This is a genomic window from Bradyrhizobium sp. UFLA05-109 (genome assembly GCF_054185165.1).
In genome coordinates, this window is sequence record NZ_JBBIAR010000034.1 from 50671 (window position 1) to 66186 (window position 15516).

The following is a 15516-nucleotide window of genomic DNA, read 5'->3' on the forward strand; positions in this document are numbered from 1 at the left end:
CCCTCACGAGTTCTTCTTTGACGCGTTTTCTTCACGCGAACCGCTAGGCACTTCGCTTGAAAACGCTATCGGACCAGGCGCGGCGACCAGGCGGTCGGCCGCGTCGAACACGAAGACATCCTGCGGATCGAGCACGGCGTCGAGCGTCTGGCCGGGCTCGAACTCATGCACGCCATGCAGCACCGCAACCCAGTTCGATCCGTCGCGGGTCAGATGCACGAAACTCTCCGATCCGGTGATCTCGGTCACCGTCACTGTGGCGTGGAAGGCGTGGCGATCGGTCTGGCCATTGGCGAGCCCGAGCTGATGGGCGCGAAAGCCAACGCGATACGGTCCGTCGGCAAGTCCGGCATAGAGGCCGGAGGCCGGCGCCAAGCTGCCGCCGGCATATGCGACCTGCCCATTCTTCTTCTCGATGCCGACCAGATTGAGCGGCGGGTCCGAAAATACCTGGGCAACGCGCAGCGTTTGCGGGCGGCGGTAGACGTTCGAGGTCTCGCCCATCTGGAGCGCACGTCCCTCCCACATGCAGACGGTGTTGCCACCGAGCAGCAGCGCTTCGGAGGGCTCCGTCGTCGCATAGACGAAGATCGCGCCCGAGGCCTCGAAGATGCGCGGCAGCTCGGCGCGCAGCTCCTCGCGGAGCTTGTAGTCGAGATTGGCGAGCGGCTCGTCGAGCAGCACGAGATCGGCGCCCTTCACAAGCGCGCGCGCGATCGCGGTGCGCTGCTGCTGGCCGCCGGAGAGCTGGAGCGGCGTGCGCTTCAGGAACGGCTCGAGCCGCAGCAGCCGTGCGGCCTCCGCAACTCGCTTCTCGATCTCCTCGCGCGGCTTGCCCTGCACGCGAAGCGGCGAGGCAATGTTCTCATAGACCGTGAGCGAGGGGTAGTTGATGAACTGCTGGTAGACCATCGCAACCGAGCGCTGGCGCACATCGATGCCAGTGACATCCTTGCCGTTGACCAGCACCCTGCCGGAAGTCGGCTTGTCGAGCCCTGCGAGCAGCCGCATGATCGAGGTCTTGCCCGACAGCGTCGGCCCGAGCAGCACGTTGAGCGTGCCGCCGTCGAGCATCAGCGAGACGTCGCGGATATGCGGAACACCGTCCACAGAACGGCTGACGTGATCCAGTGTGACGGTCATGAGCGTCCTCCTGCTTCGAGCAGGGGACTTTGCGGCACGGCATGGCTGGCGATCCAGTCGTCAAGTGCCGCGATCTGATCGGCACTTAGTCGCAGGCCAAGCTTGGAGCGCCGCCAGACGATATCCTCGGCGGTCACCGCCCATTCGTTGTTCATGAGATAGCGAACCTCGCGTTCCGTCAGCGTCGCGCCGAAGGACTGGCCGAGATCGGCCGCCGATCTGGCATCGCCCAGGAGCTTGATGGCGCGGGTGCCATAGGCCCGCGCCAGGCGGCGGGCATGCTCGACGGAGAGGAAGGGATAGCCGCGCTGCAGGTCCGCGATCAGCGCGTCGACCGCCGACACGTCCATGTCGCCGCCGGGCAGCGGCCATTTGCCGGTCCAGCCCTCGCGCGCCTTGGCGCTACGCAAATAGGGAGCGAGACGCTCGAGTGCCTCCTCGGCAAGGCGGCGATAGGTCGTGATCTTGCCGCCATAGATCGACAGCAGCGGAGCGCCGCCGGGCGTGTCGAGCTCGAAGACGTAGTCGCGGGTCGCGGCCTTGGCCTCGCTGGCGCCATCGTCATAGAGCGGGCGCACGCCGGAATAGGTCCAGACGACGTCCTCGGGCTTCACCGGCTTGGCCAGATATTCGCTCGCGGCGGCGCAGAGATATTGGATCTCTTCGGCCGTTGCCTTCACCTTGGCGGGATCGCCGTCGTAGTCGCGGTCGGTGGTGCCGATCAGCGTGAAGTCGTCCTGGTAGGGAATGACGAAGATGATGCGGCCGTCCGCATTCTGGAACATGTAGGCGCGGTCGTGGTCGTAGAGCTTTTTCACGACGATGTGCGAGCCCTGCACCAGGCGGACTTTTGCCTTCGCGTTCACGCCGGCGCCACGGCCGAGCACATCCTCGACCCAGGGACCGCCGGCATTGACCAGTGCGCGGGCGCGGATCATCGAGCGTGCGCCGGTGATGGCGTCGACCATGCTGACGGTCCAGACGCCGTCGGACTGGCGGATTTCGGTGGCACGGGTGCGGGTGCGGATCTCCGCACCCTTGTCGGCGGCATCGCGCGCGTTGAGCACGACGAGGCGGGCGTCGTCGACGAAACAGTCGGAATATTCGAAAGCGCGTGAATAGCGGTTCGGGATCAGCGGACGACCGACTTCATCCTTGGTCAGATCGACCGAACGCGTCGCCGGCAACAGATGGCGGCCGCCGATATGGTCGTAGAGAAAGAGACCGAGCCGCAAGAGCCAGGCCGGGCGCAGGCCGGCGTGGTGCGGCAAAACGAAACGCAGGGGGCGGATGATGTGGGGCGCCACGCCCCAGAGGATCTCGCGCTCGATCAGCGCTTCGCGGACCAGGCGGAATTCGTAATATTCGAGATAGCGCAGGCCGCCATGCACGAGCTTGGTCGACCAGGACGACGTCCCGCTCGCCAGGTCGTTCATTTCGCACAGGAAAACCGTGTTGCCCCGGCCAACCGCATCGCGAGCGATGCCGCAACCGTTAACACCGCCTCCAATAATGGCGAGGTCGAAAATACGCTCCAACAGACGCATCCCCCGGCGATCGCCCATTCGCTTGGGCGATTTTGCTTTCGCTTTCGATTAGATCAGAACCGAAAACGAAAGCAAGGCGAAAGAAAGCGAAAATGGAACTTTTTTCGTGGGCAATTGGGGGGCTTTTGCTGCGCAGTTAGATGAAAGGGTGGGCAGTCCTGCCGCCCTCTCCCGTTGTGAAGTTCACATAGAGCACGCGGAAATGTGGGCTGGGAATGAGTGACTACCTCAACCGCACCACCGGCGCCGCCTCCGGCGCGGAATCCTGTGCAGGTTCCGTCGCGACGTCGTCGTCGGGCGAGCCTTTCGGCATCGCCTCGACCACCTCGATGCCCTTGCTGTGGCAGATCGTAGCGAGGCGCTCGGGCAATTCCTGGTCGGTGACGAAGGTCTGGATCTGGCTGATATGAGCGATGCGCACCGGCGCGCTGCGGCGAAGCTTTGTGGAATCGGCAACCAGCATGACGCTGCGCGCATTCGCAATGATCGCCTGTGCCACCTGCACCTCGCGATAGTCGAAGTCGAGCAGCGCGCCTTCTTCATCGATCGCAGACGCACCGATGATGGCGTAGTCGACCTTGAACTGGCCGATCAGCTGCGTCGCGGTCGAGCCGACCACCGCACCGTCGGCGCGCCGCACGGTGCCACCGGCGACCACCACCTCGATGCGGGGATGGCGATAGAGCAGCATCGCGACGTTGAGATTGTTGGTGATGACGAGCAGGTCCTCATGCGAGGTCAGCGCGCTTGCGACCTCTTCCGTCGTAGTGCCGATGTTGATGAAGAGCGAGCAGCCGTTCGGGATGAGAGAGGCGGCCGCAGCCCCGATCGCCTTCTTCTCATCGGCGGCGACGAAGCGGCGCGCCTCGTAGGCGAGGTTTTCGACGCCTGAGGCGATGATGGCGCCGCCGTGGATCCGGGTCAGAGAGCGGCGCTCGCAGAGATCGTTGAGATCTTTTCGGATGGTCTGCGCCGAAACCTCGAAACGGCGCGCAAGTTCCTCGACCATCACACGGCCCGAGGCGCGGGCGATGTTGAGGATTTCGGCCTGGCGATGGGTCAATCCGGTCACGGCGGCAACCTCACATCAGAGTTTTGCATGGTGCGGCGGTTCGACGCCTAGGTCAACGAGAGAGCACGGTAAAGTTAACGAACAGCGCGTCGGCGCCCTGCCCTCACCACTTCATGGCGGCCGCGACCAGCTTCATCAGGGCATCATCATCGTAAGTGCTGGCCGAGGCGACGGCGCCGACAGCGACCAGATCGTCGTGACTGAGCGACGTCCGCATGCCGATCGTCGGTATGCCCGCGGCGGCGGCCGATTGAATTCCGGAGCGAGAATCCTCGAACGCGATCGAGGCATGGGCGGCAGCGGCGGCGAAGCGCAACCCTTCCAGATAAGGCAGCGGATGCGGCTTGCCGTGCGGCAGTTCGTCGCCGATCACGATCGCCTTGAAGCGATCCATGATGCCGAGCCCCGACAGCAGCATCTCCGCATTCAGCCGCGGCGCGTTGGTGACGGCGACCATGGGAATACCCCTCGCGTCCGCCTTGTCGAGCAGCGCCATCAGGCCCGGCACCGGCTTGATCTGCCCGGCCACCAGCGTGCGGAAGATCTGCTCTTTCTCGTCGAGGATCGCCGCGCGCCGCTCTGGCAGCTCGTCGGCCAAGAATCGCTCGCCGATCGACACATTGGAGAAGCCCTGCAACTCCTTGGAAAACCTGGCGTGGTCGAACACATGACCGCGCGGGCCGAAGATCTGATTGAACGCCTCGCGATGCAGCGCGTCGGTATCGGCGAGCGTGCCGTCGATGTCGAACAACAGCGCCTGGCCCATGGCCTCTGACATTCCGGTGATTCCTCTCAAGTCGCAACGCACCAATAGCGGAGAAATACTCGTTCGTCATTGCGGGGACGCGCCGAAAGGCGCGGCGGAGGATGGCGCTCGACAAAATACCGCGCGGCTGTAACACTTGCGGAAAGAGCAAAAAGGAGGAAACGATGACCATCAATCGGCGCGAACTGGCCGCCGCGGCCCTTGTACTGACGGCAGTCGGCGCGGCTCCCGTGCTTGCTGGCTCGGCGGATGAGGAAGCGGTGGCGAAAAAGGTCGAGGCCTTTCGTCTTGCCCAGATTGCGGCGGATCCCAAGGCACTCGGCGCGCTCTGCTGGGACGATCTCAGCTACAGCCATTCCAGCGGCAAGGTCGAGGACAAGGCGACCTTCATCGCCAACGCAACGGATGGAAAATCGAAATTCCTGTCGATTGAGTACAAGGATCCGACCATCAAGGTCGTTGGCCCCGCCGCTATCGTGCGCTTCCACTGGATCGCCGAACAGGAGATGGCAGCGGATGGGAAAAAAGTGCCGACCAACCTTCACATCCTGATGAACTGGCAGAAGCAGGGCGACGACTGGAAGCTGCTGTCGCGCGCCGCGACGAAACTATGATGTACTTCCCCTCTCCCCTTGCAAGGGAAGAAGGGAAGCATTGTGCGAACTCCTCACGCCGCTTCCTTCAAATCTCCGTTTGCCAACCGCCGCGCGGCACGTTCCGCTTCGCGAGCGTTGCGGAAGATCTGGCCTTCGAGGCGGTTGAAGCGGTGGGAGGAAGCGAAGAAGCGGTATCCTTCCGGGTTGCGTACGACGATACCTGCGGTCTGCGAATTGACTTCGATGATGTAGCTGTCCGGCATTGCCCGTGATTCCTCGAGTGCGGGCAAATAACGGTGCTCCTACCCAAAGGTTCCTATGGGCGTTGCGGACCGTTTCCACCCCGAATCGACACGCAATGGAGTACGCTGCGACCTCATCCGTTTTATGACTTGTTCTTGGCGAAGCCGCGACATCCGCGGCGCACGATCACCACATGCGTTAAGGCAACACAGCCGCTGGGCCCTGCGCGCTTACGTCGCGATCGGCGGTTCGGTGCGGCTGACGGTCTGCGGGCGGCCGTGCTCGTCGATCGACACATAGGTGAAATTGCCGTCGGTGACGAGGAACGGATGCTGTTCGCCGCGACGCAGCGCCCAGGCTTCGAGATGCACGGTGAGCGAAGTGCGCCCCACGCGCACGAGATTGGCGTAGACCGACACAAGATCTCCGACATAGACCGCTTTACGAAAATTCATCGCCTCGATCGCGACCGTCACGGTGCGCGACTTCGCGACCTTCGAGGCGAACACGCCGCCGCCGACGTCCATCTGGCTGAGCAGCCAGCCGCCGAAGATGTCGCCGTTGGCGTTGGTGTCGGCGGGCATCGCGAGGGTACGGATGCAGAGATCACCACGCGGTTCGATATTGGTCTGTTCGGTCATGCGTCTCTCGTTTGAGGATGTTTTCGTAGCCCGGATGGAGCGAAGCGCAATCCGGGGAGCCGTGCAAGAATTACGCGGATTTGGCTGCGCTCCATCCGGGCCACGCATCGACGAGAGAGAGAGAGAGATCAATCCGGCCTGATCATCTCGAACATGTTTTCCAGCTTGATCTCGAAATAGTCGCCGCGCCGTCCCGCGCGGACGATCGGACGGGGCGCAGCCGTCTGGTAGACGCCGTCCTTGATGAAGGCCTTGTCGATGTGGACGGCGACGACCTCGCCGAGCGTCAGCCAGGCATCGGCCTGCCGGCCGTCGGCGCCCTTGAGGCGCACGATGTCGGACACTCTGCATTCAAAGGCAACCGGGCTCTCGCCGACGCGCGGCACGTTGACGAGCCTGCCGGGCACGGCGGTGAGCCCCGCGATCTCGAATTCGTCGACCTCGGGGGCGACGTGGGCGGCGGTCGCGTTCATCTGCTTCGCCAGGTCCATGGTGGCGAGATTCCAGACGAACTCTTTCGTCGCTTCGATATTGCCGACGGTGTCCTTCCAGTTGGTGGAGGAAAAGCCGATGATCGGCGGGGTGTAGCAGAAGGCGTTGAAGAAGCTGTAGGGCGCGAGGTTGACGTGCCCGTTCGTGTCACGGGAGGAGATCCAGCCGATCGGCCGCGGCGCGATGATGGCGTTGAAGGGATCATGCTTGAGGCCATGGCCCTTGGCGGGCTCGTAGAAGTGCAGGTCTTTCTCGGTCATGTTGCTCTTTCCCCTGATTGCAATGACGGCTTGGATCGCGCGTAGATCAAAATGAAAGAGGCGGAGCACTGACCCCGCCTCTTTCGTTGTCCTTTTCAGTCTCGCTTCACGCCTGGCTTAATATCGCCTTGCCGAGCGCAGCCTGGGCTGCCGCAAGGCGTGCGATCGGCACGCGATAGGGCGAGCAGGAGACGTAGTCGAGGCCGATCGCGTGACAGAACGCCACCGAGGCGGGATCGCCGCCGTGCTCGCCGCAGATGCCGACCTTGAGCGAAGCGCGCGTCTTGCGGCCGCGCGCGACGCCGATCTTGACGAGTTCGCCGACGCCTTCCTGATCGAGCGCGATGAAGGGATCGATCGAGAGGATTCCCTTGGTCACGTACGGACCGAGGAAGCTCGCAGCGTCGTCGCGGCTGATGCCGTAGGTGGTCTGCGTCAGATCGTTGGTGCCGAAGGAGAAGAACTCGGCCGACTGCGCGATCTCGGCCGCGAGCAGGCAGGCGCGCGGCAACTCGATCATGGTGCCGACCTGATAGGCGAGCTTTTTGTTGGTGTCGCGCATCACCGCCTGGGCGGTGGCATCGATGCGCGCCTTGACGAGGTCGAGCTCGGCCTTGGTCGCGATCAGCGGCACCATCACCTCCAGGCCAACGGCCTTGCCGGTGCGCCGCTGCGCCTCGACCGCGGCCTCGAAGATCGCGCGCGCCTGCATCTCGGCGATCTCGGGGTATGCGATCGCGATGCGACAGCCGCGGAACCCGAGCATCGGGTTGAACTCCGAGAGCTCGCGCGCGCGGTCAGCCAGGCGGCGTGGATCGGTGTTCATCGCGCGCGCCACCTCCTCGACCTCGGCGTGGGTGTGCGGCAGGAACTCGTGCAGCGGCGGATCGAGCAGCCGGATCGTGACGGGCAAGCCCTTCATGATCTCGAACAGCTCGACGAAGTCGGCGCGCTGCATGGGCAGGAGCTTTGCAAGCGCAGCGCGGCGCGACTGCTCGTCCTCGGAGAGGATCATCTCACGCACCGTGCGGATGCGCGTCTCCTCGAAGAACATGTGCTCGGTGCGGCATAGACCAATGCCCTGCGCGCCGAACTTCAGCGCGGTGCGCGCATCCTCCGGCGTATCGGCGTTGACGCGCACGCCGATCTTGCGGACCTGGTCAGCCCAGTTCATCAGCGTACCGAACTCGCCGGACAGCTCCGGCTCGATCATTGGCATGCGGCCGGCGAGCACCTGGCCGAGCGAGCCGTCGATGGTGATGACGTCGCCGGTCTTGAAGGTGCGCGAGCCGATGCTCATAGTGCCGCGGCCGTAATCGACACGGATGGTGCCGCAGCCGGAGACGCAAGGCTTGCCCATGCCGCGCGCGACCACCGCCGCGTGCGAGGTCATGCCGCCGCGGGTGGTGAGGATGCCCTCGGCCGCGTGCATGCCGTGGATGTCTTCAGGGCTGGTCTCGATGCGGACGAGGATGACCTTGCGTCCGTCGGCCTGAAGCTTGGCGGCTTCGTCGGAGGAAAACACGATCTCACCCGAAGCAGCACCGGGCGAAGCCGGCAAGCCTGTCGCGATCACGTCGCGCTTGGCATCGGGATCGATGGTCGGATGCAGCAGTTGATCGAGTGAAGCCGGATCGATGCGCGTCACCGCTTCCTTCTTCGAGATCAGACCCTCATTGGCGAGTTCGACCGCGATACGCAGCGCCGCCTTCGCTGTGCGCTTGCCGCCGCGGGTCTGCAGCATCCAGAGCTTGCCGCGCTCGACGGTGAACTCCATGTCCTGCATGTCGCGGTAGTGCTTCTCGAGCTGCGTGTAGATGCGCGTCAGCTCCTTGAACGCCTCCGGCATCGCCGTTTCCATCGACGGCTTGTCGGAACCGGACTCTTTCCGAGCATCCTCGGTGATGTCCTGCGGCGTGCGGATACCGGCCACCACGTCCTCGCCCTGCGCGTTGATCAGGAATTCGCCGTAGAGCTTGCTCTCGCCGGTCGAGGGGTTGCGGGTGAAGGCGACGCCGGTCGCCGACGTCTCGCCCATGTTGCCGAACACCATGGCCTGCACGTTGACCGCAGTGCCCCAGGATTCCGGAATGTCGTGCAGCTTGCGGTAGGTCACCGCGCGCGCGTTCATCCAGGATGAGAACACGGCGCCGATCGCACCCCAGAGCTGGTCGTGCGGATCCTGCGGAAATTCCTTGCCGGTCTCGTGCGCCACCGCATCCTTGTACTTGCCCACCAGGTCGACCCAGTCCTCAGCGGTGAGGTCGGTGTCGAGCGCGTAGCCCTGGCTGTCCTTGAAGGTATCGAGGATTTCCTCGAAGTGGTGATGTTCGAAGCCGAGCACCACGTCGGAATACATGGTGATGAAGCGGCGATAGCTGTCATAGGCAAAGCGGCGGTCGCCCGACAGCTCCGACAGCGCTTCCACGGTCTCGTCGTTGAGGCCGAGATTGAGCACGGTGTCCATCATGCCCGGCATCGAGGCGCGCGCGCCGGAGCGCACCGAGACGAGCAGCGGGTTCTTGGCATCGCCGAACGCCTTGCCGGTCAGCTTGCCGACATAGTCGAGCGCCTTCTCGACCTGCGCTTTCAATTCCTTCGGATAGCTCTTCTCGTGCGCGTAAAAATAGGTGCAGACCGAGGTCGGGATGGTGAAGCCCGGAGGCACGGGCAGGCCGAGATTGGCCATCTCGGCAAGGTTCGCGCCCTTGCCGCCGAGCAGGTCGCGCATCTCGGATTTGCCCTCTGCCTTGCCGTCACCAAAGGTGTAGACCCACTTGCCCGCCTTGGCTGCGGGTGCCGGCTTCGCAGCCGCCTTGTTCGCAGGCTTGCTCACTGCCTTGGCCGCCGGCTTGGCGACGGGCTTCGGAGCAGCCTTGGCCGGGCTCTTCACGGCGTTTTTCGGCAGCGCCTTGCGGGCCGCCGGCGTGGCTTTCGCCTTTGCGGAGGGCTTTGATTTCGCTGGTATTTTCTTAGGCTTCGAGGCGGCTTTGGCCATGGCTTGCACACAACCTGCGAGAGGGATGGGAAATCGCGGGCCTTACACCACTTTGGGCGGGCTCGCGCAAGTCGAACAGTTCCGGAAAATGAACGACGTTATGGTTTGGGCATGATCTCCGCGCAAACGCGTTCCGCGTTTGTCGCGAGGAAAACCGCTGCACACACTTTACGCTAACGCGGCCCTACGGATCCGGATCATGCCCTACAGATGCAGCCACCTCAAAAGGCCAAGCCCGATCGCGCCGTTCAGGATCAGAAATATCGCGACGATCAGGTTGAGAAGCCGAGGCATGATCAGGATGAGCACGCCCGCGATCAGCGACATGATTGGCGAGATGTGGGCGACGGTAAGGTGCATGAAATATCTTTCTCGAGGCTTGGGCGAGTGAGCCTTCAGGGTGATGCGAATCGCGGGCGGATCATACCTGCCCCGGTTCCGCGAGTAGAGACGCACGAGCACATACTTGAGTTCCCCCCTTCGCGAAAACTGCCTGAAATTGCCGCGGATGCGACGCTCAATCTTTCGGAACATTGGGCAGGGTGCATGCATTGGCAACCCGGGTCGCGCCGCTGGCGTGGCGCCGAATCATCTTCGTGAGGAGTTGCCTATGCGGAACAGGATTCTTGCACTTGCAGCGCTTGGCGTCGCGCTCGGCGCGCCCGTCGCGGCGCAGGCGCAAGCCGACGTCACGATCGGCCGCGCGCCGCCCACCGTGGTCGAACGCAGCCCTGGCATCGCCGTCGAACAACGTCCGGCGTTTCGCGATTACGTCGTCGAGCAGCGCGTACCGGCCTTCAGCGTACCAGACCGCATCGTGGTCGGCAGGGTGCTGCCGGAGACCGGCATCACCTATTACGACGTGCCGCAGCGTTTCGGCCCGACGACCTATCGCTACACCGTCGTGAACGGAGAGACCGTGCTGGTCGAGCCGCGCTCGCGTCGCATCGTCGAGGTCCTCGACTAGATGTCCGGCGCGCCACACTGGGCTTGTCAGTAGCAAGCCTTGTCATCGTAAGTCTTGGCGCGAATAGAGTTTTCGGACATCAGGCCCTGCCCGGTCATCCCCCCGCCGGGCGGGGCTTTTTCGCGTGATCTTGTGTCCCGGGCAAGCGAAGCGCAGACCCGGGACACAGAGCCTGTGTGCACGCTGCATGGGCCCCGGCTCAGCAGCGCACCGCTAAAGAAGCCCTGCGCTGCGTCCGGGGCACGCGCGCCTCAATCCTGGATCTTCGAGAAGTCCGCCACCGCACGCGTGGCACTGCGGATTTCGTTCAGAAGCTTCAGGCGGTTCTCACGAACCTTCGGGTCCTCGTCGTTGACACGGACCTTGTCGAAGAAGGCATCGACCGGCGGACGGAGTTTTGCTATCGCGCTCATGGCGGCGGCAAAATCTTCCTTGGCGACGGCTGCACTTGCTTCCGCCTTGACCTCGCCGATCGCCTTTGCGAGCGCCTTCTCTTCAGGCAGGCTGTAGAGCGCAGCATCCGGTGCACCATCGAAGCTGCGCTTGTCCTTCTTCTCCTCGATCGAGAGGATGTTGCTGGCACGCTTCGTGCCGGCAAGCAGGTTCTTGCCGTCGTCGGAGTCGAGGAATTTGCCGAGCGCCTCGACACGGCGAACGATCATCAGGAGATCGTCCTGGCCGCCGAGCGCGAACACAGCGTCGACGAGATCATGCCGCGCGCCCTGCTCACGGAGCTGGACCTTGAGGCGGTCGGCGAAGAAGGCAAGAAGATCGTTCGGGATCTTCTGCGCATCCGCGGGCTTCATCGACAAACCGGCAAGTGCTGACGCGGCCACCTTCAGGAGCGACAGGCGAAGCGTGTTCTCGGCAATCAACCGGATCACGCCGAGCGCCGCGCGGCGCAGCGCATAGGGGTCCTTGCTCCCGGTCGGCTTCTCGTCGATCGCCCAGAAGCCGGCGAGCGTATCGAGCTTGTCCGCGAGTGCCACCGCGACGCTCACCGGATCCGTCGGCACGCGATCGGCGGGACCTTGCGGCTTGTAGTGCTCCTCGCAGGCGGCAGCGACCGAGGCATCCTCGCCCTGGGCCAGCGCGTAGTACTTGCCCATCAGGCCCTGGACCTCAGGGAATTCGCCGACCACTTCCGTCAGCAGATCCGCCTTCGCCAGATGCGCGGCGCGCGTTGCCTTGGCGACATCGGCGCTGACGAGTGGCGCGATCTCGGCCGCTAGTCGCTCGATGCGCTTGATGCGCTCTGCCTGCGTGCCGAGCTTCTCGTGGAACACGATCTGCTCGAATTTCGGCAGCCGGTCCTCGAGCTTCGTCTTGAGATCGGTCTCGTAGAAGAATTTTGCGTCCGAGAGCCGTGCGCGGATCACGCGCTCGTTGCCGGCGACGATCGCCTTGCCAGCGTCGATCGCCTCGATATTCGCAACCAGGATGAACTTGCTCGCGAGCTTGCCCGTTTTGGGATCGCTCACCACGAAGCACTTCTGGTTGTTGCGGATGGTGGCGCGGATCACTTCCGCCGGGATCGACAGGAATTCCTGGTCGAACGAGCCCATCAGCACGACCGGCCATTCGACGAGACCCGCGACCTCGTCGAGCAGGTTCTGGTCTTCGACCAGCTCAAAACCCTGCGCGAAGGCTAGCTGCTTGGCATCGGTCAGGATCGAATCCTTGCGGCGCTCCGGATCGAGCACGACCTTGGCGTCGAGCAGTTTCGCCTCGTAGTCCTCGAAGCGGCGCACGTTGATTGCGGCTGGCGCCAGGAAGCGATGGCCGTAGGTGGTCTGGCCGGTCTCGATGCCGTCGATGGAAAAATTCACCACATCAGGCTCTTCGGTCTCGAGGCCGAAGGTCGCGGTGATCGCGTGCAGCGGACGCACCCAGTTGAGCGAGCCTGACTTGGCCGAGCGCGCGCCCCAGCGCATCGATTTCGGCCAGGGGAAGGTGCGGATGATCACGGGGAGGATCTCGGCGATCACGTCGATCGCCGCGCGGCCCGGCTTCTCGATCAGCGCGATGTAGAAGTCGCCCTTCTTGTCGCTCTGAATCTTCGCCTCGTTCAGCGAGGCAAGGCCCGTGGCTTTCAAGAACCCCTGGATCGCGGGCTCGGGCCCGCCGACGCGCGGACCACGGCGCTCTTCCTTCAGGTCAGGCTGGCGCACGGGGATGCCATGCACGGTGAGCGCAAGGCGACGCGGCGTCGCGAACGCTTTCGCGCCTTCATAGACGAGCCCCTCGGCAACGAGCTTGTCGGTGACCATGCGACGCAGGTCGTCGGCCGCCTTCGCCTGCATGCGCGCAGGGATTTCCTCGGAGAACAGCTCCAGCAACAAATCGGGCATCAGGCCACTCCGCCCGCTTCGGTGTGCACCCAGGCTTCGCCGCAGGCCTTTGCAAGCTCGCGCACCCTGAAAATGTAGCTCTGCCGCTCGGTCACCGAGATCACGCCGCGCGCATCAAGCAGATTGAAGACGTGGCTCGCCTTGATGCACTGATCATAGGCCGGCAGCGCCATCAGGTGCTCCCTCCGATTGCCGCCTTCGCGCCAGCCGGCCGCCAGATATTTCTTGCAGGCTTCCTCGGCCATCTTGAACTGCTCGAACAGCATCGCGGTGTCGGCATATTCGAAATTGTGCCGCGAATATTCCTGCTCAGCCTGGAAGAAGACGTCCTTGTAAGAGACCTTCTGGTCGCCTTCGCGGCCGTTGAAGTTGAGATCCATGATGCGGTCGACGCCCTGCAGGTAGCAGGCAAGCCGCTCGAGCCCATAGGTGAGCTCACCCGCGACCGGCGCGCATTCGACGCCGGCGACCTGCTGGAAGTAGGTGAACTGCGACACTTCCATACCGTCGCACCAGCATTCCCAGCCGAGGCCCCACGCACCCAGCGTCGGGCTCTCCCAGTCGTCCTCGACGAAGCGGATGTCGTGAACGGCGGAATCGATGCCGATCGCGGCGAGCGACTTGAGATACAGCTCCTGGAGGTCCGGCGGCGACGGCTTGAGGATCACCTGGAACTGGTAATAGTGCTGGAGCCGGTTGGGGTTCTCGCCGTAGCGGCCGTCCTTCGGCCGGCGCGAGGGCTGCACATAGGCGGCATTCCACGGCTTCGGGCCGAGCGCGCGCAGGGTGGTCGCAGGATGGAAGGTGCCGGCACCGACCTCCATGTCGTAGGGCTGGAGGATCACGCAGCCGTAATCCGCCCAATAACGTTGCAGCGCCAGGATCAGGCCCTGGAACGAGCGGTCCGGGCGCATATGGGCGGGCAATGAGGCGTCCATCGTCAGGTCAGGCTTTCGCGGGGGGTTGAATCGCGCGGGACCGTATCGACGGCGGCGGTGGGAATCAAGGCGACCGGGGCGGCTTCGGGCCAATCAGCCCGCCACTTCGAGGGATGCGGTAGGATGGGCAAAGGCGCTCTTGCGCCGTGCCCACCATCTTTCGCTAACCTCTTCAGAAGTGGTGGGCACGCTTCGCTTTGCCCACCCTACGGCAGCGGCTACCCCGGGCGGTACGCCCCGGTGACCGGGTCGCGCTTCAGCGTCTGGATTTCCCCCATGCGTGCGGCTTCGGCGACGCGTGACAGGCGCATCTCCTCCAGTTCCTGGTTGATCCGGACAGCAGTTTTGTAGGCCCAGCGGACCACGGCTAGCCCGCCCAGGACGCCCGCGAATGCAACGAACGGCGGCATCGGTCGATCCTTGTTCAATGCTCAGCCCCCGAGCGCATTCTCGCGCAGACGGGCCCGCGCCGCAATTGGCTTGGTTCGGACCAAATGGCGCGGGCCAGCAGCTGCTAGAACCCGAATCTTGCCCAAATCGCACGCGTTTCCAGCGCCGAAATCACTTCATCCGGCAGCCCGGCCATACCTTCCAGGGCCGAAAGCTGGCCTGCGCCGGGCGCTTTGCGGCCGAACAGGCCCGACAACAGCCCGGTCGGCTGCGCGATCACGGGGGTGAGAACCTTCTCGCCATAGCGGGCACGAAGAGTTGAGCGGAGGTCGCCGATCCCATCGGCGAGGCCCAGCGAGATTGCGGTGTCGCCCGCCCAATATTCGCCCGTGAACAGCGTGTCCTCGCCGCCATTCAGACGCGCGCCCCGGCTCTCCTTCACGAGCGCGATGAAGATCGCGTGGATCTCGCGCTGGAGCTTCTTCAGCCGCGCCACGTCGTCGGGGTTTTCGGGCAGGAACGGATCGAGCATCGCCTTGTGCTCGCCGGCGGTATAGAGCCGCCGCTCGATGCCGAGCCGCTTGATCGCCTCCTGGAAGCCGAAACTGCCGCCGACCACGCCGATCGAGCCGAGGATCGAGGAGGGATCACAGAAGATCTCATCGCCCGCGCAGGCGATCATGTAGCCGCCGGAGGCCGCGACGTCCTCGACGAACACCAAGACCTTGAGCTTCTTCTCGGCCGCAAGCTGCTTGATGCGCAGATAGATCTGGCGCGACTGCACCGGCGAGCCACCGGGCGAATTGATGACGAGCGCCACCGCCTTGGCATTGCGGACCGAAAAGGCGCGCTCAAGCACCCGCGCGACGCCTGCGAGCGTCATGCCCGGACGCAGCGGCGTCACCGCGCCGATCACCCCGGCGAGCCGCACCACCGGCACGACCGCCGCGCCGGGGCGAAAGCGCGCCGGAAGATATTCCATGCATCTGTCGAGCAGGCCGGACGTATTTGGATCGTTCAATTGTTCGGCCATGCCGTTACCTCGTCTTAACCATTTCTTATCACGCGACTGTCATTGGAAGTGCCTGGAACGTGTTTTGCAAAGTCTCCGT

At 64.0% G+C, this 15516-nt stretch carries 16 protein-coding genes; 3 read left to right on the top strand and 13 right to left on the bottom strand.

Going from position 1 to position 15516, the window contains the following annotated elements:
- Positions 1-3: 3 nt before the first annotated feature.
- The 4 genes from Q3C01_RS24325 to Q3C01_RS24340 form a co-directional block, all read right to left on the bottom strand.
- On the bottom strand, positions 4-1143 hold the full coding sequence (locus tag Q3C01_RS24325; protein ID WP_458147834.1) for an ABC transporter ATP-binding protein: 1140 nt from the start codon (positions 1141-1143) through the stop codon (positions 4-6).
- Entirely contained in the window at positions 1140-2690 is a 1551-nt protein-coding gene (glpD, locus tag Q3C01_RS24330; RefSeq protein WP_458147835.1) for a glycerol-3-phosphate dehydrogenase, read from the bottom strand. The genes Q3C01_RS24325 and glpD overlap by 4 nt, the downstream gene beginning before the upstream one ends.
- A 223-nt stretch (positions 2691-2913) precedes the next feature.
- The gene (locus Q3C01_RS24335) at positions 2914-3762 is read right to left on the bottom strand and encodes a DeoR/GlpR family DNA-binding transcription regulator (RefSeq protein WP_458147836.1); all 849 of its coding nucleotides are present in this window, start codon (positions 3760-3762) and stop codon (positions 2914-2916) included.
- A gap of 103 nt (positions 3763-3865) precedes the next feature.
- Positions 3866-4540, bottom strand: coding sequence for an HAD family hydrolase (locus Q3C01_RS24340; protein ID WP_458147837.1), 675 nt, complete (start codon positions 4538-4540; stop codon positions 3866-3868).
- A gap of 152 nt (positions 4541-4692) precedes the next feature.
- Here Q3C01_RS24340 and Q3C01_RS24345 point away from each other — a divergent pair, with 152 nt between their 5' ends.
- Positions 4693-5142, top strand: coding sequence for a nuclear transport factor 2 family protein (locus tag Q3C01_RS24345; protein WP_458147838.1), 450 nt, complete (start codon positions 4693-4695; stop codon positions 5140-5142).
- A gap of 53 nt (positions 5143-5195) precedes the next feature.
- Here Q3C01_RS24345 and Q3C01_RS24350 read toward each other — a convergent pair whose 3' ends face one another.
- The 4 genes from Q3C01_RS24350 to ppdK all read right to left on the bottom strand — a co-directional run bounded on the left by Q3C01_RS24350 (position 5196) and on the right by ppdK (position 9728).
- On the bottom strand, positions 5196-5387 hold the full coding sequence (locus Q3C01_RS24350) for a hypothetical protein (RefSeq protein ID WP_449380506.1): 192 nt from the start codon (positions 5385-5387) through the stop codon (positions 5196-5198).
- 210 nt (positions 5388-5597) lie between these two features.
- Complete coding sequence (locus Q3C01_RS24355) at positions 5598-6008, bottom strand: acyl-CoA thioesterase (RefSeq protein WP_458147839.1); 411 nt, start codon at positions 6006-6008, stop codon at positions 5598-5600.
- A 128-nt stretch (positions 6009-6136) separates the two neighbouring features.
- A complete protein-coding gene (locus Q3C01_RS24360) occupies positions 6137-6760 on the bottom strand; it encodes a flavin reductase family protein (protein WP_458147840.1) in 624 nt (207 codons plus the stop codon).
- 106 nt (positions 6761-6866) lie between these two features.
- Complete coding sequence (ppdK, locus tag Q3C01_RS24365) at positions 6867-9728, bottom strand: pyruvate, phosphate dikinase (RefSeq protein WP_458147877.1); 2862 nt, start codon at positions 9726-9728, stop codon at positions 6867-6869.
- Here ppdK and Q3C01_RS24370 point away from each other — a divergent pair.
- A complete protein-coding gene (locus Q3C01_RS24370; protein ID WP_458147879.1) occupies positions 9637-9873 on the top strand; it encodes a hypothetical protein in 237 nt (78 codons plus the stop codon). The two genes, ppdK and Q3C01_RS24370, sit on opposite strands and share 92 nt — an antisense overlap.
- Before the next feature lie 89 nt (positions 9874-9962).
- On the opposite strand, the gene Q3C01_RS24375 is transcribed toward Q3C01_RS24370, so the two are convergent.
- A complete protein-coding gene (locus tag Q3C01_RS24375; protein ID WP_458147841.1) occupies positions 9963-10118 on the bottom strand; it encodes a DUF3096 domain-containing protein in 156 nt (51 codons plus the stop codon).
- Positions 10119-10368: 250 nt separating this feature from the next.
- Here Q3C01_RS24375 and Q3C01_RS24380 point away from each other — a divergent pair, with 250 nt between their 5' ends.
- Complete coding sequence (locus Q3C01_RS24380; RefSeq protein ID WP_458147842.1) at positions 10369-10725, top strand: DUF1236 domain-containing protein; 357 nt, start codon at positions 10369-10371, stop codon at positions 10723-10725.
- Positions 10726-10976: 251 nt separating this feature from the next.
- Here the strand turns inward: Q3C01_RS24380 and glyS are convergent, their stop codons facing one another.
- From glyS to Q3C01_RS24400, 4 genes are all read right to left on the bottom strand, one after another.
- Positions 10977-13076 carry a glycine--tRNA ligase subunit beta gene (glyS, locus tag Q3C01_RS24385; RefSeq protein ID WP_458147843.1) on the bottom strand — a complete coding sequence of 700 codons (2100 nt, stop codon included), beginning with the start codon at positions 13074-13076 and terminating at the stop codon, positions 10977-10979.
- Positions 13076-14014 carry a glycine--tRNA ligase subunit alpha gene (locus tag Q3C01_RS24390; RefSeq protein WP_458147844.1) on the bottom strand — a complete coding sequence of 313 codons (939 nt, stop codon included), beginning with the start codon at positions 14012-14014 and terminating at the stop codon, positions 13076-13078. The genes glyS and Q3C01_RS24390 overlap by 1 nt, the downstream gene beginning before the upstream one ends.
- A gap of 218 nt (positions 14015-14232) precedes the next feature.
- Positions 14233-14424 carry a hypothetical protein gene (locus tag Q3C01_RS24395; RefSeq protein WP_027524294.1) on the bottom strand — a complete coding sequence of 64 codons (192 nt, stop codon included), beginning with the start codon at positions 14422-14424 and terminating at the stop codon, positions 14233-14235.
- 104 nt (positions 14425-14528) lie between these two features.
- Positions 14529-15437: a S49 family peptidase gene (locus Q3C01_RS24400; RefSeq protein ID WP_458147845.1), complete on the bottom strand. Its 909-nt coding sequence runs from the start codon at positions 15435-15437 to the stop codon at positions 14529-14531.
- Positions 15438-15516: the final 79 nt, after the last annotated feature.

Coding starts and splice junctions, on each gene's coding strand:
- Q3C01_RS24360 (WP_458147840.1), bottom strand. CDS start 6,760: ATGACCGAGAAAGACCTGCACTTCTACGAGCCCGCCAAGGGCCATGGC.
- Q3C01_RS24345 (WP_458147838.1), top strand. CDS start 4,693: ATGACCATCAATCGGCGCGAACTGGCCGCCGCGGCCCTTGTACTGACG.
- Q3C01_RS24350 (WP_449380506.1), bottom strand. CDS start 5,387: ATGCCGGACAGCTACATCATCGAAGTCAATTCGCAGACCGCAGGTATC.
- Q3C01_RS24395 (WP_027524294.1), bottom strand. CDS start 14,424: ATGCCGCCGTTCGTTGCATTCGCGGGCGTCCTGGGCGGGCTAGCCGTG.
- Q3C01_RS24325 (WP_458147834.1), bottom strand. CDS start 1,143: ATGACCGTCACACTGGATCACGTCAGCCGTTCTGTGGACGGTGTTCCG.
- Q3C01_RS24355 (WP_458147839.1), bottom strand. CDS start 6,008: ATGACCGAACAGACCAATATCGAACCGCGTGGTGATCTCTGCATCCGT.
- Q3C01_RS24380 (WP_458147842.1), top strand. CDS start 10,369: ATGCGGAACAGGATTCTTGCACTTGCAGCGCTTGGCGTCGCGCTCGGC.
- glyS (WP_458147843.1), bottom strand. CDS start 13,076: ATGCCCGATTTGTTGCTGGAGCTGTTCTCCGAGGAAATCCCTGCGCGC.
- Q3C01_RS24375 (WP_458147841.1), bottom strand. CDS start 10,118: ATGCACCTTACCGTCGCCCACATCTCGCCAATCATGTCGCTGATCGCG.
- glpD (WP_458147835.1), bottom strand. CDS start 2,690: ATGCGTCTGTTGGAGCGTATTTTCGACCTCGCCATTATTGGAGGCGGT.
- Q3C01_RS24400 (WP_458147845.1), bottom strand. CDS start 15,437: ATGGCCGAACAATTGAACGATCCAAATACGTCCGGCCTGCTCGACAGA.
- Q3C01_RS24340 (WP_458147837.1), bottom strand. CDS start 4,540: ATGTCAGAGGCCATGGGCCAGGCGCTGTTGTTCGACATCGACGGCACG.
- Q3C01_RS24390 (WP_458147844.1), bottom strand. CDS start 14,014: ATGGACGCCTCATTGCCCGCCCATATGCGCCCGGACCGCTCGTTCCAG.